The following is a 20,707-nucleotide window of genomic DNA, read 5'->3' on the forward strand; positions in this document are numbered from 1 at the left end:
TCCGGAGAACTTCCTGGCAGCCATCAAGCTCGCAGCGATCCGCATCTGGATTGCTGATCAATGAGTCCACACCCTAGACCTCAGCGTGGAATCCGCAAGGCCGCCAGAAGCCCGCCCAGATCATTGGATCTGTCCAGCCGCAAGGCGCCCCCATGGGTGCGTGCGACATCTGCGGCAATCGCAAGGCCCAGCCCGACTGACCCACTCTCGTCATTCTGATTGCGTGCCGCATCGAGACGCGAAAACGGGCGCAGGGCCTGTTCGCGCTGGTCCTCATCGATACCGGGGCCGTCATCCTCGACGATATATTCCAGGCTCAAACGCGTCAGCCGCATGGTCAGCCGCACCCGATCCCCATAGCGCGTCGCATTCATCAACAGATTTTGCAGTGCGCGCGAGATTGCGACGGGCCGCAGATCCACCGTCGGCTCATCGGGCGTGTCCGATTCGATCAGGGAGGTAATGCGCGCGCCGTCGCGCCGCAGGTTCGCGACCATCGTGCGGGCGATCTCGGCCGGATCGACGGCGCTGGTCTCCTCCATCCCTTCACCCCGGGCGAAGGCGAGGAACCCGTCCAGCATCCGCTCCATCTCCGTCACGTCCTGTATCATGGCGTCAGTATCGGGGCCGGGTTCGGCCAGGCTCAATCCCAGCCGCAGCCGTGTGAGCGGTGTGCGCAGATCGTGACTTACACCTGACAGCATGGATGTGCGTTGTTCGATCTGGCGCTCCAGCCGGTTGCGCATCGACAGGAACGCTCCGCCCGCGCGGCGCACTTCCTCGGCACCACGGGGGCGAAATGCCTCGGACCGGCCCTTGCCGAACGCTTCGGAAACGCGGGCGAGTTCCTTGATCGGGCGGATCTGATTGCGCAGAAACAGAGCAGAGATCGTGGCCAGAACAGCCGAGGCGAAGATCGTCCAGGTCAGCAGCAAGTGCGGGTTCGAGGCAACCATCCGACGGCTGGGCAGAAAGGCCGTAAGGGTGCCGACCTCGGTCGCGACCTGCACCAACATGATCTTGTCCAGCGATGTCGTGTCGAGGTGGAGCGGGCGATCCAACGTTGTGCGAAGCGCATCATACGCGGCCTGACCCGAGATATCCAACAGCCCCAGCTGGGTGCCCGGCTCGAATCCCGATTCCTCCAGAAACAGCGTAAGGTTCAGCAGTCCGCTGACCGTATCCAGTTGCCGTTCGCGTTGTGCGCGGGTGGGGGCTTCCTCCAGCAGGGATATCGCGTAGTTCAGCTCACTCCCAACGGAACGGGCCATCTGCTGGGTAACGCCTTCCACGTGACGGCTGATAAAAAGGGTGGAGGCGACCAGCTGAATTCCGATCACCGGCACGAACAGGATCAGCAACGTGCGCGAAAACAGGTTGCGCGGCGTGTAACGTTTGAGCCATTTAAAACTGATCATGTGATAGGGGTAGGCACTGCGCCCCGGACGTGCAAGCGCGAGGGACAGTCATGAATTACGTTCAGGACAATGTGCGGCGGATCAGCGCCCCGAATGGCGGGCCGATGACCTATACCGGCACGCAGACTTATCTGGTAGGCAGCGGCGAGGTGGCTCTGATCGATCCGGGCCCGGACATGTCCGTGCATCGGGCGGCGATCATGGCGGCCTTGGAACCCGGGGAACGGATCTCGCATATCCTGGTGACCCACGCACATCTGGACCACACCCCCCTGGCGCGCAGGATGGGCGATGAGCTGAGCGTGCCGGTCTACGGTTTCGGCGATGCCAGGGCTGGTCGCAGCGACACCATGGTCGCACTGGCGCAGGCCGGGGCGCATCTGGGCGGGGGTGAGGGGGTCGATGACAGCTTCGTCCCGGATGAGGTTCTGGCGGATGGCGACGTGTTGCACGGCGGCGATTGGGCGTTGGAGGCATGGCACACGCCCGGTCATATGGCGAACCATCTGTGTTTCGTTTGGCATGAGGGTCAGGCGGGTTTCTCAGGCGACCACGTCATGGAATGGGCAACCACGCTGGTGTCGCCGCCCGATGGCGATCTGACAGCGTTCATGGCTTCTCTGCGCAAGATGCAGGGCCGTTGCCATAGGCTCGTTCTTCATCCTGGCCACGGTGAGGCGGTTCGCGATGCAGAAGGTCGCATCGCGGATCTTCTGGCCCATCGTGAAGGACGCGAGGCGCAGATACTCGCGGCACTGACGGCAGGACCGGCCGGAATCTCGACGCTGACGGCGGCGATCTACACCGATGTCGATCCCAGGTTGCTGCCCGCCGCCGCGCGCAACGTCTTCGCCCATCTGATTGATCTGCATGGGCGGGGCTTGGTGGTCTGCGATGGCCTTCCCGGCGCGGACGTGGACTGGGCCCGCGCCTGAACTTTCACTTTCCTCCAATATCCCCGCCGGAGGCATCCGCCAGCAGCCGCTGGACCACGGCGTTCATGTCGGTCGTTTCGTCGAGGGGCAGGCTCTGCCAGTCCTTCATCCGATTGCGAAACCACGTGCGCTGACGTTTCGCATATTGGCGACTGGCGATCACGGCGCGTTCGCGGGCATCGTCCAGCGTCAACTCACCGCGAAGATACGCGATCAGTTCGGGCGCGCCGATGGCCTTGGCCGAGGGGCGTGATGGATCCCAGTCGGGCAGGGCGGCGCGGACCTCATCCAGGGCGCCTTGGTCCAGCATCATGTCAAAGCGTCTCGCAATGCGGTCGTTCAGCCACGCGATGTCCGGGCGCAAAACGATGGGCTGTACCGATGAGAGCGGTAACAGCGGTGGCGGCGTCAGGTCCTGCCAGGCCGAGAGGCCACGGCCGGTCGCCGTCAGAACTTCCCATGCACGTTGGACGCGCATCGGATTGGCGGTGTCGATCGCGGCGAATGTCCGGGGATCGCGGGCGGCGAGGTCGGCGCGCAGAGCCTCGGACCCCAACGCATTGGCCTGCAAACGGATGTCCTGCGGCACCGGCGGTATGTCCACCAATCCTTGCGTCAGAGCCGTGAAATTCAGGCCGGTGCCGCCCACGATGATGGCACGGGGCGTTGCGGCGAGCACCTCACGGACTTCGCGCAGCCAGTGGCCGGTGGAATAGGGAACGTCCGGGGCGACATGACCGTACAGCCGGTGCGGGGCGCGTGCGGTCTCAGCCGGATCGGGGCGCGCGGTCAGGATGCGCCAGTTGCCGTAGACCTGCAAAGCATCGGCATTGATGATCGTGGCTTCGGTACGCTGCGCGAGGTCGAGCGCGAGGCTCGACTTTCCCGACGCGGTGGGGCCGGCGATCAGGATCGGTTTCATTGCGCGGTTCCGTTTGCCACATGAACGACCTGTGCGTTCAGGCGCGCGGCGTCGTCGGGATCGTGACTGACCATCAGGATGCGCCGCCGCAGCTGTGACAAAAGAGTGATGGCGGCGTCCTTGCGTGAGGCGTCCAGCCCGGTGAACGGCTCATCCAGCAGCGTCAGGTCGCTGTCGCGCAGCAGCGCCCGTGCGAGCGACACCCGCTGCGCCTGACCGCCCGACAGATCCGCCGGACGTCGGTCGAGCAGATCCGTGATGTCCAGCGCATCCGCCAGCGCGGCCAGCCCGCCTGTTTTGCGGCAGGCGTAAAGGATGTTGCGCCTCACGCTGAGATGCGGAAACAGGCGGGGTTCCTGAAAGGCCATGGACAGGTTGCGTCGTTGCGGGGGCAGCGACGAAAGGTCCCGCCCCTCCAGCACGATCCGCGCGCCGGGGCAGGGTATCAGGCCGGCAACCGCGTGCAGGGTCAGCGTCTTTCCCGCGCCGGAGGGTCCGTGCAGAACCGTAATGCGGGCGTCGGATGCGATGTCCACGCGCAGCTCGAATCCGGCGCGGGCGATGGTGGTACGGATGCTCAACCCACTCATTTCGAGCGTCCCGACAATCGGGCGCGAGTGCGCCGTTCCAGCCATTCGCTCAACAAGAACGCCCCAAGCGCCGCAATGACCGATACCGTGACCATCCGGGCTGCGGCGGCATCGCCATTCGGGGACTGCAGCGCTGAATAGATCGCGATGGGCAGGGTGCGGGTTTCACCGGGAATGTTGGCGGCAAAGACGATGGTGGCCCCGAACTCTCCGAATCCGCGAGCGAAGCCCAGCGTCGCACCGGCCAGAAGACCGGGCAGGGAGAGGGGAAGCGATAAGGTCAGAAACCGCCGGACCGCCCCCGCGCCGTGAATCCGGGCGGCGTCCTCCAATTTCGGGTCGAGCGCCTCGATCGACAGGCGACAGGCGCGGACCATCAGCGGAAAGGCCATGACACCCGCCGCGATCCCGGCGGCCAAAGTGGTGAACGGCAGCGTGATGCCGAGCGCGGCGAGCGGCGCCCCGACCGGCCCATTGCGACCAAAGACCTGCAACAGCAGATACCCCACAACGACGGGCGGCAGGACCAAGGGCAACTGGATTGCGGCCTTCACCAGCCCCTTGCCCCAGAAATGCCGCCGCGCCAATGTCCACGCCGCCAGATAGGCCAGCGGCAGACCGACGGCGGTCGCCCCGGCGGCGACCTGTAGCGACAGTGCGAAGGCCTGCCATTCTGCGGGTGAAAGCGTCATGACCTTGCCCTAGCGCGGCGTGCGGCGTCGGTCCAGCCGCCGAAGGTCGTATGACCGAACGAATGCGGACGGCCGGAAAATCAGATCAGTTCCGCGGCGATGGCGGCGGCGAGCCGGGCATTGTTGTGCACCAGCGCGATGTTCGCGGTCAGGGACGCACCATTGGTCAGCTCGAAAATCCGCTGCAACAGAAAGGGTGTCACCTGCTTGGCCGCAATGCCCTGCGCGGTCGCTTCCTGCAATGCGCGCTCTATGATCGGGTCGATGGTGGTTTGTGCGATCTCCTCCGCCACCGGGATCGGGTTTGCAACCAGTTGTCCGCCCGGCAGGCCGAGCGTGCCGCGCATCCGCTGGGCCGCCGCGATCTGTGCGACATTATCCATTCGCAGCGGAATCGGGTTGGACGATTGCGCCGACCAGAAGGCAGGCAGAGTGTCTGTGCGATAACCGATCACCGGCACGCCGAGGGTTTCGAGCACTTCGAGCGTCTTGGGTACGTCCAGGATCGCCTTCGCCCCGGCGGCCACGACCGTGACCGGGGTTTCGGATAGTTCACGCAAGTCGGCAGAAATGTCGAACGTGTCCTCCGCCCCGCGATGCACGCCGCCGATACCGCCGGTGGCGAAAACCTCGATCCCGGCCAGATGAGCGCAGATCATCGTTGCGGCGACAGTCGTCGCGCCGGTCGCGCCCGTCGCGAGGGCAGCGGCCAGATCGGCGCGGGACAACTTCATCACGTCCTTGGTCTGCGCAAGCGTGTCGAGCGTCTCCGCCTCCAGCCCGATGCGGATCTGCCGGTCGATAATGGCGATCGTCGCCGGGATTGCCCCTGCATCGCGCACCGTCTTTTCAACCGCGCGCGCGGTGTCGCGGTTCTGCGGCCACGGCATTCCGTGTGTGATGATGGTCGATTCCAGTGCCACGATGGGTCTGCCTGCCGCACGGGCGGCGGAAACTTCGGCGGAAAAGGTCAGCGGAAGGGTCATGGGGTGAGTCCTTGCAAATGAGCGGCGGCACAGGCGAGGGCGGCTTCTAGCGCGTCACCGGGGGAAGCGCCAGACAGATGCGCATGCAAGAACCCCGCAACGGTGGCGTCGCCCGCACCCGTCACGCCGGCCGTCACCGTAATGGGCGGCGGGTCGCGGCTGATCTTGCACTGCGATGTCGCCAGCCCAGCCGGTTCGGCACCGTCCGTCACCAGGGCCATGCGTGCGCCCATCTCGACTAGCTGGGCCGCAAGCTGTGCGGTCCCACCTTCGCGCCCGGTCAGTGCCATCGCTTCGGCGCGGTTCAGCAGGGGAACCGCCCCCCGCGCGATCAACGGGGCGAGACCGGCCGCACGGACCGGACTGGCAGGAACGAGATACATATCGCGATGCGTCAGGGTCGTCAGCGCATCGGACGGCAGATTGCCATCCACCACGACAGGGCCGTCGCAGGCATTGATCGTGTCAACCACTTGCGCGGCATGCCGGGTCAACGCGGCAGTGTCAGCGACAGCGGCGACGAGATCGCCATCCGCTTGCTCTATGGCAAGGTAGCTGTCGGTCGCTTCACTGCGGTGCACGCGCAGGTCGATCCCCAATGTGCGCAGGATCGCGCACAGCTCCTCACCCGCCGGGTCGCGCCCGATACATCCGGCCAGCGCCACAGGCCGACCCAGCCGCGCGAGGTGGCGCGCGATATTCCCCGCCACGCCCCCGGGGCGCCGCCGCACCGTGCCGGGCACGTCGTCGCCCCGACCGACAGCCCTGTCGGCGCGGGCGATGATGTCCCAGTGAACCGAACCGGCACATAGCAGCATCATCCCACCCATCCCAGAACCGCCGTCAAGGTGAGGACCGACAGGATCGTGGAAAACAGGATGGCGGACGAGGCCCTTTGCGGTGCGACATCATAGTGTTGCGCGATGATATAGATATTGCCGGCAACCGGCATGGCGGTGGCGGCGATCATCATCGCGGACAAAAACGGATCCAGATCGAACAGGTACAACGCGAAGATCGCAACCAGCAGCGGATGCAGCACCAGCTTGAGCGACGATAGCCAAAGCGCCACGCTGGGCCGTTCGGCTGACTTTCCCGCCAGACTGGCACCGATGGCGAACAGGGCGGCAGGGGTTGCGGCCGCACCGAGGATTGTCATGAACTCCCCCATCGGTACAGGCATGGGCAGATCGGCAAGCGACCACAGCAGACCGGCAGCGATGGACATTACCATCGGGTTGGTCAGCAACCCCTTGCCGATGGTCAGCACGATTGCGGGTTCCAGTTTTCCCCGGGTGCCGGTTATCACGGCGACGACGAGGCTGCCGAAGATCAGCAGATCGACGCTGAGCACCATCAGGACCGGGGCCGCGGCCCGTGGTCCGAACAGGCCCACCAGCATCGGAATGCCAAGGAAACCGACATTGCCGATCACCGCGCATTGCGCCTCGATCGCGGCGACAGAGGCCGTATTGCCGCGCATCAGGGCGACGCCCGTCGCAAGGACGTAAACGAGGATAGATGCCGCCAGATAGCACAGCAGAAACGGCACGTTAGCGATTTCAGAGAATTCCAGCGTCGCGGTGAAATTGAACAGCATCGCGCTGAGCGCGAACCAGAAGACGAACCTGGTCAGGGCAACCGCGGCTTCCTTGCTGAAAAATCTGGTCGCGGCGGAGATGTAGCCCAGCCCGATCAACAGAAAGAAGGGCAAGATCTTCAAGAATATGGGGAGCATGTCACGTCCTGTCAGGTCTGCCCCGGTTTAAGGGATCGGTGCGGGGTTGCAAGCGTGGGAGCCTCCGGCGGGGATATTTGCGGCCTTATGTATCAAACGCACCAAGTTTTGTGAATCCATAAACGCCCTGTTTTGCTAGGCTACGGCCATGCAGGACAGGACGATAGACAACGCGCTACTAGCGCTTCGGAAGCAAGGCGGGCAGCAGGGAAAGCTTGCTGAGGTGCTGCTGGATATGCGGGAGGTTCAGTTGCCCGCGTTCTATCAGGATCGGCCCTTTAGGCGTGGCGACACGCAGAGGCTTATTCTGGCGGCGTTGGCGGAGGGGCCTAAGACCAACTCGGAACTCGGCAGGCTTGTTCAGGCTTCGCGCCCTGACATTGCACACAAGGCCGCTGCGAACAGGACGTATCAGTGCCTGTTGAGGTTGGAGGCTAGAGGCAGGGTTCGACGGGATGGGCGGGTGTGGCTGGCCCCTTAGGCTGATTTTATAGTAACGCCTTCCCCAAAGCGGCTACTTGGTCCATCCTGCGAACGAGCAGGAAATCAATGAAAGCCGTTATGCCCCCTAAAGTATCATTCTTTGGTGACGCTAGCAGCAAAAACTCAGACTTCATGGTGCTGGGGGGATTGGCAGTTAGCGGACACAGGCAGCAAGAAATTGAAGATTATATTGCAGATATTAGAGAGCGAGGTGGAATCCGGCGAGAATTTCATTGGAAGGAGTACCGAGGCGGCGCGAAGCGCGTCCCATACGAAGAGTTAATCGAGTACGTCTTTGACTTAGTGCATAAAAATTACGCTGAGCTATTTGTCATTTCGTGTGATTTTCGTGAATTTGACCATAAGAGGGAGCCTGAGCAAACTAGGGATACAAGCGTAAACAAGATTTACTGGAGCCTTTTTGAGTATCGGCTTGCTGCATTCTATGGGAAAAAACGCGAAATACATATCCGGCTAGATGCAGGAAACGACTGCAAAGACATTTGCAATATGCGGAACCAGCTATGCGCCAAGGCTTATAGAAAGCACGGAGCGATGCCTAATTGCTTTAGAACCATTGAACCTATGGACTCGAAAGCGTCGGGCCTAATTCAAGCCGCTGATCTAATTGTTGGCGGAATTGCATCGCAGCTAAATTCGAACAGGACTGACACCGAAAAAGGCAGGTTGGCTGAGTTCATCCGCAGATTGTCAGGCAGGCACGATTGGAGAGACGAGACGCCACGCACTGCTAGATCAATCAACGTGTGGAATTATAAAGAGGGTTAGGTCCCCCGCCCCCCTATCCATCAGGCGCTTGCCTGTTGGCACAGTCGGTCTAGCCAACGTATTCGGAGTGCGGAGGCCTAAGGCAAACATAATGCCGTAGGCGCAAGATATCAAACGAAAACGGCATCAAGCCGCGCGCTGCCAATATCCTTTCCAATTCCGGCTTACAGGCGCATCCATCGCGTTAGACACCAGAACGTGTGCGAGAGTGCCGTTATCGGTGCGGCGGTTATCTTCCAACCATGCAGCGTGGTTAGCGTACTGGTGAAGGTGCTGAGGGCTGACGTGGTGGTGCTGACCCTCAACCATACGGCGCAAGCGGGAGAAGAAGCTTTCCACCATGTTCGTGTGCTTACCGTGGTCGCTGTAGATTTCGGAATGGTTCACGCGGTCAACGTGGTAGCCCATGTGCAACTCATCCCAGTGGCTCGCTTCGTCGGCTGACATGGTGGAGAGGCGCGATACGTTCTCGTTCGCCAGCGCCACGCCCTCAGCCTCAGACAGCCCGATAAATGGCAGGGTACGGACCTCACGCTCACGCAGCGCGATCACGACCCGGCGCTTGCCCGTCTGGTGGCGCTTCAAGCGACGATCCTTGCGGTCAGCCTTGGCGTTCTCAGGGCGAATGTGACCGCCGAAGTAAGCGCCATCAATCTCGACATGACCGACCAGCGGTGCGCCCGTCTGGACTTCCTCGGCCATAGCTTCACGCAGTTTGTGCGCCAGCACGAAGGCGGTCTTGTACTGGCAATCCAGATCGCGGGACAACTGAACCATACTCACGCCCTTGGAGGCGTTCACGATAATGCAGATCGCGGCCAGCAGATCCACGAAGTCCATCTTGCGGCTGGCAAATATCGTGCCGGACGTAACACTGAACTGGTGCGCGCAGCCCTTGCACTTGAACTTGCGGCGCGTGGTGATCTTGTACGTCTCCCAGCATCCGCAACGGGGGCAGACGGCTTCACCATTCGTCTCAGGCCAGCGCATTTCGCAGAAGGTCGCATAGGGCCCGCATGTACGAGAGGCACTATCGCAGCAATGACGAGGCTGCGCCAAAGCTATTCGTTACCCGTCTAGAAACCGGATCGGTAATCGCCGAGATTGCGCCTTACGGAGTAATGATGGGCGGGATCGCCCTGATGGACGGCGGCATGATCGTTACAGACTTCGCTAATCGTGTCTGGCGGGGGATCAGTTTCTTTTCTGGCAAGCGTGATGAGGTTTAGAAACTTGAACCGCCAACGAAGGAAGACGCTGCTGATCTTAAGGAGTTCATGAAGCCCCTGACAGGTAAGACCGGAGCGCGTCTAGGCGTCAAACACGCGAGATATGAAAAGACCGATGGCGACAAGCGTACGGTCGTTGAATACAACTTCGATGAGGCCGAAATAAACAAGGCTTCAATCAATATGGAACAAGCCATCGCATTACCTGCAACAAAGGCTGAGCCGGAGCCTACAGACAGCGGTATTCGTAGTGAGGTCATGCTGTTCTTAGAGCAAGCGAACCGTGGCCCCGGCAAGGAGAAGGGCCGCACAGCTGATCGCGGGCGCATTCCCGAAGTTTCAGATAAGGTCTTGCCGGTGTACTTTCGTCGAAGCATCCAAGACTTGAAAGAACGAATGATGCAGGGTGAGGAAACCCCACTTAATCTAGTCTTTGTTGTTGATGTTAACGTTCAGCGGATTGACGGGGAGCCGAAAGGCTACACAATTGTCGAAATTCACGAAAGCAACCAGCGCGACGAAGAATAGCTTGGTGCGTTTGATACATAAGGCCGGATATTTGAAGACACAAGATGGTGCGCGCCACTGTCCGTTATCTTGTGTCCCGAAATATCCCGGGGTCCGGGGCGGCGGCCCGGGATGTGAGGACAGACGGGCACTTGCCTTCCGTGTGAAAGCAGTCTAAAGGCACCCCACTGAAACCGCAGGCGGGGACGGGCCGGTCGGGGAGAAATCCCGCACGGTCCACCGGTTGGGCAAAATGCCCTCTCCCCCGCCGAGGCGAAACCGGAAAAGGAAAACGACGATGGCTCTTCCCGAGTTCACGCTTCGTCAGCTGTTGGAAGCTGGCGTACATTTCGGCCACCAGAAGCACCGCTGGAACCCCCGTATGGGTGAGTATATCTACGGTGATCGCAATGGCATCCACATCATCGATCTGACACAGACCGTTCCCCTGCTCGACGCCGCGCTGCAGGCTGTGCAGCAGACCGTCGCCAAGGGTGGCCGCGTCCTGTTCGTCGGCACCAAGCGTCAGGCGCAAAAGCCCGTCGCGGATGCGGCTGAGCGTTGCGCGCAGTACTACATGAACCACCGCTGGCTGGGTGGCACGCTGACCAACTGGAAAACCGTTTCCAACTCGATCCAGCGCATGAAGACGCTGGATGAGCAGTTGAGCAGCGAAGGTGCGGGCTACACCAAGAAAGAGCGTCTGCAACTCGACCGGGAGCAGAACAAGCTGACCGCATCCCTGGGTGGCATCCGCGACATGGGCGGCGTTCCTGACATCATCTTCGTCGTGGACACCAACAAGGAAGCGCTGGCCATCGCCGAAGCACGCAAGCTGGGCATCCCCGTCATCGCGGTTCTGGATTCCAACTCCAACCCCGAGGGCATCGACTATCCGATCCCCGGCAACGACGATGCGGCCCGTGCGATCGCGCTGTATTGCGACCTGATCGCCCGCGCGGCGCTGGACGGCATGGCAGATCAGCTGGGCGCGGCCGGTGTTGATCTGGGCGAGATGGAAGAAGCGATGGGCGAAGACGCCCTGGCAGAGGCCGGCGCAGAGGGCTGATCGCCCGGCGCATGACGTACCAACTGAAACGCGCTTCCGCCTGACGGGAGCGCGACCGAGTTTTTCAGGAGAGATAACATGGCAATCACCGCTGCAATGGTGAAGGAACTGCGCGACACGACCGGCGCAGGCATGATGGATGCGAAAAAGGCCCTGACCGAGAACGACGGCAACATGGAAGCCGCCGTGGACTGGCTGCGGACCAAGGGTCTGGCCAAGGCTGCCAAGAAATCCGGCCGTATCGCGGCAGAGGGTCTGGTCGCCGTCAAATCCGAGGGCGGCGTCGCCGTCGCGGTTGAGGTGAACTCCGAGACCGATTTCGTGGCACGCAACGGCGATTTCCAGAAAATGGTCGGTGACGTGGCCGACGTCGCGATGGGCGTGAACTCCACCGAGGAACTGGCCGCCGCGGATATGGGCGGCAAGTCCGTCACCGACGCGATCACCGCCAAGGTTGCCACGATTGGTGAGAACATGTCCCTGCGCCGCATGGCGAAGGTCGAGGGTGAGAGCGTCGCGTCCTACGTGCACGGCGCCATCGTCGAGGGCATGGGCAAGATCGGCGTCGTCGTCGCCTTCAAGGGGGACAACGCCGCGTTTGGCAAGCAGGTCGCGATGCATGTCGCAGCCACCAACCCTGCCTCGCTGTCCGAGAGCGATCTGGATCAGGCGCTGGTTGAGCGTGAAAAGCAGGTCCTGACCGATCAGGCCCGCGAATCCGGCAAGCCGGAAGCCGTGATCGAGAAGATGATCGTTGGCCGCATGAAGAAGTACTTCGAGGAAGTCACGCTGCTGAACCAGAAATTCGTGATGAACCCTGACGTGACCGTCGCGCAGGCCGCGAAGGATGCAGGCGTCGAAATCGTCGCCTATGCCCGCGTCGAAGTCGGCGAAGGCATCGAGAAGGAAGAAGAGGATTTCGCAGCGGAAGTCGCGAAAACCATGGGCGGCTGATCCCACCCGACTTTCTGATACTTTGCGCCGTCCGGGTATACCGGGCGGCGTTTTGCGTTACGGCAGACGGCGCGCGACACGCGGTACCCCCGCGCCATCGTCGCCACGATAGCGATGATTTCCCGATCCAGCCCGCCGAAAAGCCGGTGATCCGTCCGTCAGCGTGAGTTGCGAAACTGTCGCCGTCGATGCGATAATTGCAGAGTGCGTAGTGCCTCCGAAAATCCGCTTCGGCCACGATACGGCAACATTCCACGTTTAGATCCTCGGCTGATTGTGTACCGTTTCACGCGGTTTCATTTGTTATTTAAGTTTTGATTCCGTGCATCCCGGCGATTCAAGGGGATCAAAAGCGCGGATCACATTCTAGGCGCCACAGGGTCGGTGAGGCCGCATCTATTGCGTTATTAGGTCAGAAGACTTGACGTGAATAAAGATCTGCGCAACTTGGTGGAATGGCAATGCTGCACTGCAACAACGAAGCCGGCCAACTGGCACGGCGCTACGCTCACTGGGAGGGGACGGCGACTGTCCATTCCTGGTTGGAAGATATTCAGGGCATCGGCGCGGGGGTCGTTGTTACGGCACTGGGGCTGGCATTGTATCAGACCGCTGGCCTGGTCACCTCGGGCATGGCGGGGCTGGCGCTGGTTCTGTCCTACGCAACGGGATGGGATACGGGAATTTTGTTCTAGCTCCTGAACTTGCCGTTCTATCTGCTGGCAATCCTGCGTATGGGCTGGGCGTTCACGATCAAGACGTTCGGGGCGATTACCGGCCTGTCGGTTCTGGTTTCACTACAGGGCAGGTGGGTCACTATGGTCGATCTGCATCCGGGATATGCCGCAGTTGCGGGGGGTGTTCTGGTTGGCTTCGGTCTGTTGGGGCTTTTTCGGCACCGCGCCAGTCTGGGCGGCATCGGAATTCTGGCGCTCTACCTTCAGGACCGCATGGGATGGCGGCCGGGCTTGACTCAGTTGGTCCTGGACCTGGGCATATTTGCGGTCGGCATGTTCGTCTTGCCGTGGGGGGCAATGGCGTGGTCGTTGCTGGGGGCGTTGGTCCTGAACCTGTTTCTGACGGTGAACCATCGTCTGGACCGGTACATCGCGCGCTGAACGATCAATCTGCGATCGGCGCCGATCGGCACCTCGCGTACATATGCGGTGTCGCCTCCCTCCATCCGAATGTTGGGGAACAGGCGCATCAACTCGGTTCTCGTCGGATCGTCCAGAGTGCTCATGGCCACCGGGCCGGGGTGGAAGCTCTCCGACCAGGTTCCGGCCGCAAGCACCAGTTCGTGTCGATCAAACAGGAAATGCACATAGGTAACGCCGTCGCCGGTAGGGGCCCAATCCACCGCAAACCCGTCTATCAGTGTACAGGCGGGGACCAGCATTTCACGCTTGTCAAACCAGGGGGCAGGCGTTGGAATAAGGATCCTGTGCTGTGGTGACACGATCAGTGTCCGGTCGGGCATCCCGCGTCCCAGGGCATGGGCCCGAATGCGCACGGGGCGCATGGAGGGATCATTCGCGATTTCCTGCGCGCTGACATGGCGCGACGCAACCCAGCGTATAGGCTGCAAACCGCGATCCGCCGTGCAGAGTAAATCGCCGACTTTCAGCTCATCGACCCGCCGCAGCCCGGTGGGGGTGGAGATCGGCGTACACGCGGCGAAGCAGATCACACCGGTATTGTCCGTTGTCAGATCGTCACCGGAGATGCCGGAAATGACCAGTCCGCCCGCACCTTGCAAGATGCCGTCATCGTTCTGATCGTCGCGAAGGTCCGATAGCTGAGTGTAGAAAGCGGTCAGATCGACGAAATCGTTATTGGTCGGGTCGTCATCGTCGATGTCGCCGCCGGTGGCGAAATTGAAATCGGTTATGGTATCGGCCGTTCCGTCCGCCACGAAGATGTCGAAGCCGTCACCGCCGCTCAAAGTGTCAGTGCCGGTGCCGCCGTTTAATGTGTCATTCCCACCGCCGCCGGACAGGGAGTCGTTGTCCGCACCGCCCGTCAGGCTGTCATTCCCCTGGTCACCTGCCAGTGTATCCGCACCGCTACCCCCGATGATGTCGTCATTCCCATCGCCACCGAAGATCAGATCGCCGCCGCCGTCACCGAATAACGTATCGTTGCCAGTGCCACCGAACAGCGTGTCGTTGCCGCTGCCGCCCAGCAACGTGTCGGCACCCGCGCCGCCGCTGAGGGAATCGTCGTCTTCCTGTCCGCTCAGGCTGTCGTCGCCATCTCCCCCGATCAGCGTATCGTCGCCGGCATTTCCGTTCAGAGTGTCGTTTCCCGCGCCGCCGAGGATGCTGTCATTACCGCCCTCACCGCTGACATCATCGTTGCCATCGCCCGCGGTTATGGTGTCGTTGCCGGATGTAACGCCATCCAGACCCGTTACCGTTTCATCATGGCTGTCCAGATCGGTATAGGTGACGGAGGACGGATTGCTGGCGTTGCTGACCTCGTATGTATGACCGGCCGGGGGGCTGTTACCCTCGAAGACATAGTAGCGGGTGGAACCGTCGCGGAATTCGTAGAAAACATAGTCGGTCGTATCGATGCCATTGGTATTGCGCAGCGTGAATGTATCGCGGAACCGCGTTGTATTGAAAGAATTGTCAATATACGCATCGAAGGACCTATTGAACTGGACGCTGGAGTCCAGATCACTGACCACAAACTCGACATCAGGGGGGCCGGACAGGGTGACGACATCGCCATTTCTGACGTTGCTGCCTCCGTTCCCGATACTCGTCCGAGTATAGGCTGACAATGCGTATAAATTCGCCATGCTAGATCTGTCCTTGCACGCTGCTCGCGTGTCTTCTGACCTTTTAGCATGTCGTATTCCCGATAACACCTGCTGCGTATAAAGTGTTTAACGATTGATTGCAGACCCGTTTCGGGGCAGTGTCCGCGCGAACCGAACATCAGGAGAATTGAATGCCCGATACGGCACCGACCCCCAATTACGCGCGCGTCATGCTGAAGATTTCGGGCGAGGCGCTGATGGGCGATCAAGGGTTCGGTCTGCACCCCCCCACCGTGGAACGTGTTGCCCGTCAGGTGGAGGAGTTGCACCGGCTGGGCGTCGAGGTCTGTATGGTGATCGGCGGCGGCAATATCTTTCGCGGGCTGCAAGGCTCCGCGCAGGGGATGGAGCGGACGACCGCCGATTATATGGGGATGCTGGCCACGGTGATGAATGCGCTGGCGATGCAGTCCGCGCTGGAGGCGTTGAAGGTCAACACCCGCGTCATCTCGGCCATTCCGATGGATCAGGTGTGCGAACCCTATATTCGTCGCCGTGCCGTGCGACATCTGGAAAAGAAGCGGGTCTGCATCTTTGCGGCTGGCACGGGCAATCCCTACTTCACCACGGACACCGCCGCGACCCTGCGTGCGAACGAGATGAAATGTCAGGCGATTTTCAAGGGAACGCAGGTCGATGGCATTTATGACAGCGATCCGAAAACGAATCCCGATGCCGTGCGTTACGAAAAAGTGAGCTATGATGAGGTTCTGGCCAAAAACCTCAAGGTAATGGATGCCAGCGCCATCGCGCTGGCCCGCGACAACAAGTTGCCCATCGTGGTATTTTCCCTCGCAGCACCCGGCGGATTGGCCGGGGTCTTGAGCGGACAGGGAAAATTCACCATGGTGACGGAATAAGACAGGGGAATACCGATGTCCGACGAGATCGATATCGACATTGATGCAATTACAAAACGCATGGACGGTGCGTTGACCAGCCTGCGCGGCGACTTCGCCAGCTTGCGCACCGGACGCGCGTCCGCCTCCATGCTCGACGTGGTGCAGGTGGATGCCTATGGCGCGATGACACCGATCAATCAGGTGGCCACGATCAACGTGCCAGAGCCGCGCATGGTGACAGTCAACGTCTGGGACAAGTCGCTGGTCGGCGCAGTGGACAAGGCGATCCGCAATGCGGGCATCGGCATCAACCCGGTGATGGATGGTACGACCCTGCGTCTGCCGATCCCCGAGTTGAACGAGGAGCGCCGCCGGGATCTGGCCAAGGTCGCGGGCACCTATGCCGAGAATGCCCGCGTCGCCGTGCGCAACGTGCGCCGCGACGGCATGGACCAGATCAAGAAGGGCAAGGCCAACGGCATGCCCGAGGATGATCAGAAGGTCTATTCCGATGAGATTGAGGACATCACAAAGTCACATATCGCCAAAATCGACGCCGCGCTGGAAAGCAAGCAGGAAGAGATCATGCAGGTGTAAGGCTACACCGACCTGACTTCTCGCCCGAACTCCGTCGGAGGACCGACATGACCAGCAAAAGACCCCAGAATGTAGCCATCATCATGGATGGCAACGGCCGTTGGGCTGTCCGGCGGGGTTTGCCAAGGGTTGCCGGTCACAAGAAGGGCGCCCAACGGGTGCGTGAGATCGTGTCCGCCTGTCCCGATCTGGATGTCACGACGCTTACGCTCTATGCGTTCTCCACCGAAAATTGGAAACGCCCGGTGATCGAGGTTGCGGCCCTGATGCGGTTGTTTCGCATTTATATCCGTATGGAAGCGGCGGCTCTGGAACAGAATGGCGTGCGTGTCCGCTTCATCGGGGAACGCTCCGCTCTCGCCCCCGACATTCAGGCGATGATGCGAGGGTTGGAGGCGCGAACCGCGGATAACGATGTCCTGACACTTCAGATCGCGCTGAACTACGGTGGCCGGGATGAGATCGTTCGCGCCGCGCAACGGATCGCTGCGGATGTCACTAACGGCGATATGACGATCGAGCAGATTACGCAGGACAGCTTCGCCGCCGCGCTGGACACCGGTGAGATTGAGGATCCTGAACTCGTGATCCGCACCAGCGGGGAATACCGCACCTCGAATTTTCTGCCTTGGCAGGCGGCATATGCGGAATATGCTTTCATTCCCGAATGCTGGCCGGATTTCACCGCCGCGATATTCGGTCAACTTCTCGATGAGTTCGGAACGCGGGAACGCCGTTTCGGCGCGGTTGAGGCACAGGGCGGTAAAGTTTGAGTACATCATCTTCCAAATTCGCGGACCTTCGGGTTCGATTGATCTCCGCCCTCGTGCTGGCGGTGGTAGCACTGCTGGTCTTCTTGTTCGGCGGATTGTGGAGCGCGTCTCTGCTGGCCATCGGAACCGGTGCGATGGTTTGGGAATGGCGTGAAATGGTTGTCGGTCAGGGGCAGGGATTGCGTGCGCCCGGCGTGCTGATGATCGCGGCAGCTGCCCTTGCCGTTATCGCGGCGGATCTGTGGATGCCCGCCGCCGGTTTCGCAGTTCTGGCCATCGGAACCGCAATCGGTGCGGTGTGGGAGCGGGCAAGCCTGCGTTTCGTCGTGACGGGAACCCTGTATATCGGCGCCGCGATGATCTGTATCGAGGCGCTGCGCAACGATTTCCGGTTCGGTTTCCTCGCCGTGCTGTGGCTGGTCCTCGTGGTGATCGCGGTCGATGTCGGCGGCTATTTCGGCGGGCGCGTGTTCGGTGGGCCGAAGCTGTGGCCCCGCGTCAGCCCCAAGAAGACCTGGGCCGGCTTGATCGGCAGCGTCGTGTGCGCTCAGCTGATCGGTTTGGTTTTCGCGCTGGCGGTAGGGTTGAGCTATCCGGCGGAGGTTGCCTTTATGTCCGCGCTGGTGGCCTTGGTCGCGGTCGGCGGCGATCTGATCGAAAGCTCGGCCAAACGGTTCTTCGGCGTCAAGGATTCCAGCCGTCTGATGCCCGGACATGGCGGTATCCTGGACCGTCTGGACGGATTGATGGCGGCGGCGCTGGTCGTGGCGGCGGTCAGCTTCGTGCGCGGGCAGAGCATTTTCCTGTGGTAAAAAGGCGGGTCAGCGTCCTGGGGGCGACCGGGTCCATCGGCACCAGCACTCTCGATCTGCTGGATCGGGCAGGCGGGGCCGAGCGGTTCGAGGTCGTGGCCCTGACCGGCGCGCGCAATATCGCCGGTCTGGCGCAGGCCGCAAGGCGGTTGCGCGCGAAGGTTGCGGTCACGGCGGATCCCGCGCGACTGGGCGATCTGCGCGACGCGCTGGCCGGCAGTGACGTGCGGGCCGAAGCAGGACCGGAGGCGTTGCTGGACGCCGCGGCGGAGCCTGCGGATTGGACCATGAGCGCGATTGTCGGCGCGGCGGGACTGGCCCCCACCATGCGGGCCGCGGCGAATGGCGGCACACTGGCGCTGGCCAACAAGGAAAGCCTCGTCTGTGCCGGGCGTCTGCTGCTGGATGAATGCGACCGGGCGCGAACCACTCTGCTGCCCGCCGACAGTGAGCATAGCGCCATTTTTCAGTGTCTGCGGGGGGAGCGTCTGGCCGAGGTCGAGCGGGTGATCGTCACCGCCTCGGGCGGGCCGTTCCGCGATTTTACCCGCGACCAGATGCAGGACGTGACGCCGGAACAGGCGATGGCGCATCCCAACTGGGACATGGGGGCGGCAATCTCCATCGACTCTGCCAGCATGTTTAACAAGGCCCTGGAACTGATTGAGGCGAAATACCTTTTCGATTTGCAGGCTCATCAGATCGAGGTGTTGGTGCACCGTCAATCCATCGTACATTCCATGGTGGGGTTCACCGATGGGGCGATCATGGCGCAGATGGGACCGCCCGACATGCGCGGGGCCATCGGATATGCGCTGAACTATCCCGACCGGCCTGACCTGCCGGTGGATCGCGTGGATTTCGCGAAGCTGGCAACGCTCGATTTCGTGGCACCCGATCCGGACCGGTTTCCCGCCCTGCGCCTGGCCGAACGTGTGCTGGCGGCGGGCGGGCTGGCGGGCACCGTCCTGAACGCGGCGAAGGAGGAGGCGATGCACGGTTTCCTTGCGAGCCGGGTCGGATTTCTATCTATGGCTGATCTTGTTGAGGGGGCACTGGATGCCTTACCTTGCGAGGGTGAGCCGGGCGATCTGTCCTCCGTGTTGGAGATGGACGCAGCCGCGCGGAGCCACGTGCGTAAACAGATCAGTTGAGGACGGCGTTTCATGATCGAGCTTATTTCGAACATCCCCCTGATCGGTGGCTTTCTGGCGACGGTTCTGCCCTTCGTCGTGGTCATCGGCATCGTCGTGTTCATCCATGAATTCGGACATTATATCGTTGGTCGCTGGTGCGGCATCCATGCGGAGGTGTTCAGTCTGGGCTTCGGCAAGGAGCTGTATGCCCGGACAGACAGTCGCGGCACACGCTGGCGGATCGGTGCGCTGCCGCTGGGCGGCTATGTCAAGTTTCTGGGGGATGCGGACGGCTCCAGCAGGCCGGACCGCAATTCGGTCGAGGGGATGGACGCGGCGACGCTAGCGCGCAGTTTTCCCGGTGCGGCATTGTGGAAACGGGCGCTGACCGTGCTGGCGGGTCCGGTGGCGAACTTCATCCTGACCATCGTGATCTATCTCGGTCTGATCTTCTGGTCGGGCGTGGCTGTCGATGAGGCCCGGATCGGAGAGATTCCGGCCTCCGTCGCGGGTGAAACGCCGCTGATGCAGGGCGATCTGGTAACGGCGGTGAACGGTGAGCCGGTGGCGACCTTCGGTGATCTGGCTCGGGCCGTCAGTGAGAGCACGGCCCCGGTAGAACTGGATGTCATACGCGACGGGCAGGACCTGTCGCTGGACGTGACGAACCTGCGCCCCCCCTATGTGGCCGGTGTGCGTCCGCTTTCGGCGGCCAGTCGCGCCGGTATTCGCGCGGGCGATCTGCTGTTGACGGCGGACGGACAGGATCTGCCCGACATCACCCGGCTTCAGGAAATCGTGCAGGGGTCCGAGGGCGAACCGCTGGAGATCGTGCTGCGCCGCGATGCGCAAACCCTGACGGTGGAGATGATCCCGACGGAGGAGGACGTGCCGCAGCCCGACGGATCGTTCGCGCGGCAGGTCATCATCGGGGTCAGTGTTTCCACCTATCTGCAACCGCAGGTCCGTGCGGCAGGTCCGGTGGAGGCTGTGACCCTCGCCGTGGACCGGACGATCAATATCGTGACCGGCACCTTTGACGGGATCGGCCAGATGATTTCGGGCAATGTCAGCCCGACCAATTTGCAGGGCCCGGTGGGAATCGCCCAGGTCTCGGGAGAGACGGCGGGCCAGGGTCTGACGAATTTCATCATGTTGATCGCATTGATTTCTACCGCGATCGGGCTGATGAACCTGTTCCCGATTCCGGTCTTGGACGGCGGGCACCTTGTTTTCTATGCGATCGAGGCGGTCACGGGTCGTGTTCCGAGCGGGAAGTGGGTCGATTTCGCGATGGCTCTCGGCCTCGCTATGGTGTTGTCCCTGATGCTTTTCGCGACGTATAACGACATTACACGTTTGTAGGCGCATCGACGCCGCAAAGCAGAACACACCTGACAAAGAG

At 61.6% G+C, this 20,707-nt stretch carries 22 protein-coding genes and 2 pseudogenes; 15 read left to right on the forward strand and 9 right to left on the reverse strand.

Annotation, left to right across the window (positions count from 1 at the left end; genetic code table 11):
- Positions 1-80: 80 nt before the first annotated feature.
- Entirely contained in the window at positions 81-1,418 is a 1,338-nt protein-coding gene (locus tag H1S03_RS11595; RefSeq protein ID WP_185804598.1) for an ATP-binding protein, read from the reverse strand.
- A 50-nt stretch (positions 1,419-1,468) separates the two neighbouring features.
- Between H1S03_RS11595 and H1S03_RS11600 the strand changes: the two genes are divergently transcribed.
- A complete protein-coding gene (locus tag H1S03_RS11600; protein WP_185804599.1) occupies positions 1,469-2,353 on the forward strand; it encodes an MBL fold metallo-hydrolase in 885 nt (294 codons plus the stop codon).
- 4 nt (positions 2,354-2,357) lie between these two features.
- On the opposite strand, the gene miaA is transcribed toward H1S03_RS11600, so the two are convergent.
- The 6 genes from miaA to H1S03_RS11630 all read right to left on the reverse strand — a co-directional run bounded on the left by miaA (position 2,358) and on the right by H1S03_RS11630 (position 7,281).
- Positions 2,358-3,275, reverse strand: a complete 918-nt coding sequence (gene miaA, locus H1S03_RS11605; protein ID WP_185804600.1) for a tRNA (adenosine(37)-N6)-dimethylallyltransferase MiaA — start codon at positions 3,273-3,275, stop codon at positions 2,358-2,360.
- A complete protein-coding gene (locus H1S03_RS11610; protein WP_185804601.1) occupies positions 3,272-3,865 on the reverse strand; it encodes an ATP-binding cassette domain-containing protein in 594 nt (197 codons plus the stop codon). Before H1S03_RS11610 ends, miaA begins: the two co-directional genes overlap by 4 nt.
- A complete protein-coding gene (gene modB / locus H1S03_RS11615) occupies positions 3,862-4,557 on the reverse strand; it encodes a molybdate ABC transporter permease subunit (protein ID WP_185804602.1) in 696 nt (231 codons plus the stop codon). The genes H1S03_RS11610 and modB overlap by 4 nt, the downstream gene beginning before the upstream one ends.
- 80 nt (positions 4,558-4,637) lie before the next feature.
- Complete coding sequence (locus H1S03_RS11620; RefSeq protein ID WP_185804603.1) at positions 4,638-5,543, reverse strand: pseudouridine-5'-phosphate glycosidase; 906 nt, start codon at positions 5,541-5,543, stop codon at positions 4,638-4,640.
- Positions 5,540-6,364: a PfkB family carbohydrate kinase gene (locus H1S03_RS11625; protein ID WP_185804604.1), complete on the reverse strand. Its 825-nt coding sequence runs from the start codon at positions 6,362-6,364 to the stop codon at positions 5,540-5,542. The genes H1S03_RS11620 and H1S03_RS11625 overlap by 4 nt, the downstream gene beginning before the upstream one ends.
- On the reverse strand, positions 6,361-7,281 hold the full coding sequence (locus H1S03_RS11630) for an AEC family transporter (protein ID WP_185804605.1): 921 nt from the start codon (positions 7,279-7,281) through the stop codon (positions 6,361-6,363). The genes H1S03_RS11625 and H1S03_RS11630 overlap by 4 nt, the downstream gene beginning before the upstream one ends.
- A 235-nt stretch (positions 7,282-7,516) precedes the next feature.
- Between H1S03_RS11630 and H1S03_RS17775 the strand changes: the two genes are divergently transcribed.
- Positions 7,517-7,762, forward strand: a complete 246-nt coding sequence (locus tag H1S03_RS17775; RefSeq protein ID WP_430700911.1) for a hypothetical protein — start codon at positions 7,517-7,519, stop codon at positions 7,760-7,762.
- Between the two features lie 68 nt (positions 7,763-7,830).
- A complete protein-coding gene (locus H1S03_RS11635; RefSeq protein WP_185804606.1) occupies positions 7,831-8,553 on the forward strand; it encodes a DUF3800 domain-containing protein in 723 nt (240 codons plus the stop codon).
- Positions 8,554-8,679: 126 nt separating this feature from the next.
- Here the strand turns inward: H1S03_RS11635 and H1S03_RS11640 are convergent.
- A pseudogene (locus H1S03_RS11640) lies at positions 8,680-9,561 on the reverse strand (IS1595 family transposase); the annotation flags it as partial.
- Between the two features lie 8 nt (positions 9,562-9,569).
- Here H1S03_RS11640 and H1S03_RS11645 point away from each other — a divergent pair.
- From H1S03_RS11645 to H1S03_RS17485, 6 genes are all read left to right on the forward strand, one after another.
- Positions 9,570-9,782 carry a hypothetical protein gene (locus tag H1S03_RS11645; RefSeq protein WP_185804726.1) on the forward strand — a complete coding sequence of 71 codons (213 nt, stop codon included), beginning with the start codon at positions 9,570-9,572 and terminating at the stop codon, positions 9,780-9,782.
- Between the two features lie 48 nt (positions 9,783-9,830).
- A complete protein-coding gene (locus tag H1S03_RS11650; protein WP_185804607.1) occupies positions 9,831-10,310 on the forward strand; it encodes a hypothetical protein in 480 nt (159 codons plus the stop codon).
- A 277-nt stretch (positions 10,311-10,587) separates the two neighbouring features.
- Positions 10,588-11,358 (forward strand): 30S ribosomal protein S2, encoded by a 771-nt coding sequence (gene rpsB, locus H1S03_RS11655; protein WP_166191630.1) that lies wholly within the window; start codon positions 10,588-10,590, stop codon positions 11,356-11,358.
- Between the two features lie 78 nt (positions 11,359-11,436).
- Positions 11,437-12,312: a translation elongation factor Ts gene (gene tsf / locus H1S03_RS11660; protein WP_166191627.1), complete on the forward strand. Its 876-nt coding sequence runs from the start codon at positions 11,437-11,439 to the stop codon at positions 12,310-12,312.
- Positions 12,313-12,767: 455 nt separating this feature from the next.
- Positions 12,768-13,007 carry a hypothetical protein gene (locus tag H1S03_RS11665; protein ID WP_185804727.1) on the forward strand — a complete coding sequence of 80 codons (240 nt, stop codon included), beginning with the start codon at positions 12,768-12,770 and terminating at the stop codon, positions 13,005-13,007.
- 9 nt (positions 13,008-13,016) lie between these two features.
- Positions 13,017-13,430, forward strand: coding sequence for a YitT family protein (locus tag H1S03_RS17485; RefSeq protein ID WP_249777897.1), 414 nt, complete (start codon positions 13,017-13,019; stop codon positions 13,428-13,430).
- 146 nt (positions 13,431-13,576) lie between these two features.
- Here the strand turns inward: H1S03_RS17485 and H1S03_RS11670 are convergent.
- Positions 13,577-15,121 (reverse strand): annotated as a pseudogene (locus H1S03_RS11670) (Hint domain-containing protein); the annotation flags it as partial.
- Positions 15,122-15,273: 152 nt separating this feature from the next.
- On the opposite strand from H1S03_RS11670, the gene pyrH reads away from it, so the two are divergent.
- The 6 genes from pyrH to rseP are packed head-to-tail and all read left to right on the forward strand — an operon-like array spanning position 15,274 to position 20,667.
- The gene (gene pyrH / locus H1S03_RS11675; protein WP_166191622.1) at positions 15,274-16,002 is read left to right on the forward strand and encodes a UMP kinase; all 729 of its coding nucleotides are present in this window, start codon (positions 15,274-15,276) and stop codon (positions 16,000-16,002) included.
- 15 nt (positions 16,003-16,017) lie between these two features.
- Positions 16,018-16,581, forward strand: coding sequence for a ribosome recycling factor (gene frr / locus H1S03_RS11680; protein ID WP_185804609.1), 564 nt, complete (start codon positions 16,018-16,020; stop codon positions 16,579-16,581).
- A 47-nt stretch (positions 16,582-16,628) separates the two neighbouring features.
- Positions 16,629-17,354, forward strand: coding sequence for a polyprenyl diphosphate synthase (gene uppS, locus H1S03_RS11685; protein WP_185804610.1), 726 nt, complete (start codon positions 16,629-16,631; stop codon positions 17,352-17,354).
- 38 nt (positions 17,355-17,392) lie between these two features.
- Positions 17,393-18,166, forward strand: coding sequence for a phosphatidate cytidylyltransferase (locus tag H1S03_RS11690; RefSeq protein ID WP_221892688.1), 774 nt, complete (start codon positions 17,393-17,395; stop codon positions 18,164-18,166).
- A complete protein-coding gene (gene dxr, locus H1S03_RS11695; RefSeq protein ID WP_185804612.1) occupies positions 18,160-19,320 on the forward strand; it encodes a 1-deoxy-D-xylulose-5-phosphate reductoisomerase in 1,161 nt (386 codons plus the stop codon). Before H1S03_RS11690 ends, dxr begins: the two co-directional genes overlap by 7 nt.
- Before the next feature lie 12 nt (positions 19,321-19,332).
- Positions 19,333-20,667 carry an RIP metalloprotease RseP gene (gene rseP / locus H1S03_RS11700; protein WP_185804613.1) on the forward strand — a complete coding sequence of 445 codons (1,335 nt, stop codon included), beginning with the start codon at positions 19,333-19,335 and terminating at the stop codon, positions 20,665-20,667.
- Positions 20,668-20,707 lie beyond the last annotated feature (40 nt).

Origin of the sequence: Pontivivens nitratireducens, from assembly GCF_014235845.1 — a bacterium.
GTDB lineage: Bacteria > Pseudomonadota > Alphaproteobacteria > Rhodobacterales > Rhodobacteraceae > Pontivivens > Pontivivens nitratireducens.

Bases quoted from the DNA above. Each gene is read 5' to 3' on its own strand.
- tsf (WP_166191627.1), top strand. From the start codon at position 11,437: ATGGCAATCACCGCTGCAATGGTGAAGGAACTGCGCGACACGACCGGC.
- frr (WP_185804609.1), top strand. From the start codon at position 16,018: ATGTCCGACGAGATCGATATCGACATTGATGCAATTACAAAACGCATG.
- H1S03_RS11645 (WP_185804726.1), top strand. From the start codon at position 9,570: ATGTACGAGAGGCACTATCGCAGCAATGACGAGGCTGCGCCAAAGCTA.
- H1S03_RS11610 (WP_185804601.1), bottom strand. From the start codon at position 3,865: ATGAGTGGGTTGAGCATCCGTACCACCATCGCCCGCGCCGGATTCGAG.
- H1S03_RS11620 (WP_185804603.1), bottom strand. From the start codon at position 5,543: ATGACCCTTCCGCTGACCTTTTCCGCCGAAGTTTCCGCCGCCCGTGCG.
- rpsB (WP_166191630.1), top strand. From the start codon at position 10,588: ATGGCTCTTCCCGAGTTCACGCTTCGTCAGCTGTTGGAAGCTGGCGTA.
- uppS (WP_185804610.1), top strand. From the start codon at position 16,629: ATGACCAGCAAAAGACCCCAGAATGTAGCCATCATCATGGATGGCAAC.
- H1S03_RS11625 (WP_185804604.1), bottom strand. From the start codon at position 6,364: ATGATGCTGCTATGTGCCGGTTCGGTTCACTGGGACATCATCGCCCGC.
- H1S03_RS11630 (WP_185804605.1), bottom strand. From the start codon at position 7,281: ATGCTCCCCATATTCTTGAAGATCTTGCCCTTCTTTCTGTTGATCGGG.
- miaA (WP_185804600.1), bottom strand. From the start codon at position 3,275: ATGAAACCGATCCTGATCGCCGGCCCCACCGCGTCGGGAAAGTCGAGC.
- H1S03_RS11665 (WP_185804727.1), top strand. From the start codon at position 12,768: ATGGCAATGCTGCACTGCAACAACGAAGCCGGCCAACTGGCACGGCGC.
- H1S03_RS17775 (WP_430700911.1), top strand. From the start codon at position 7,517: ATGCGGGAGGTTCAGTTGCCCGCGTTCTATCAGGATCGGCCCTTTAGG.
- rseP (WP_185804613.1), top strand. From the start codon at position 19,333: ATGATCGAGCTTATTTCGAACATCCCCCTGATCGGTGGCTTTCTGGCG.
- H1S03_RS11635 (WP_185804606.1), top strand. From the start codon at position 7,831: ATGAAAGCCGTTATGCCCCCTAAAGTATCATTCTTTGGTGACGCTAGC.
- H1S03_RS11595 (WP_185804598.1), bottom strand. From the start codon at position 1,418: ATGATCAGTTTTAAATGGCTCAAACGTTACACGCCGCGCAACCTGTTT.
- pyrH (WP_166191622.1), top strand. From the start codon at position 15,274: ATGCCCGATACGGCACCGACCCCCAATTACGCGCGCGTCATGCTGAAG.
- modB (WP_185804602.1), bottom strand. From the start codon at position 4,557: ATGACGCTTTCACCCGCAGAATGGCAGGCCTTCGCACTGTCGCTACAG.
- H1S03_RS11650 (WP_185804607.1), top strand. From the start codon at position 9,831: ATGAAGCCCCTGACAGGTAAGACCGGAGCGCGTCTAGGCGTCAAACAC.
- H1S03_RS11600 (WP_185804599.1), top strand. From the start codon at position 1,469: ATGAATTACGTTCAGGACAATGTGCGGCGGATCAGCGCCCCGAATGGC.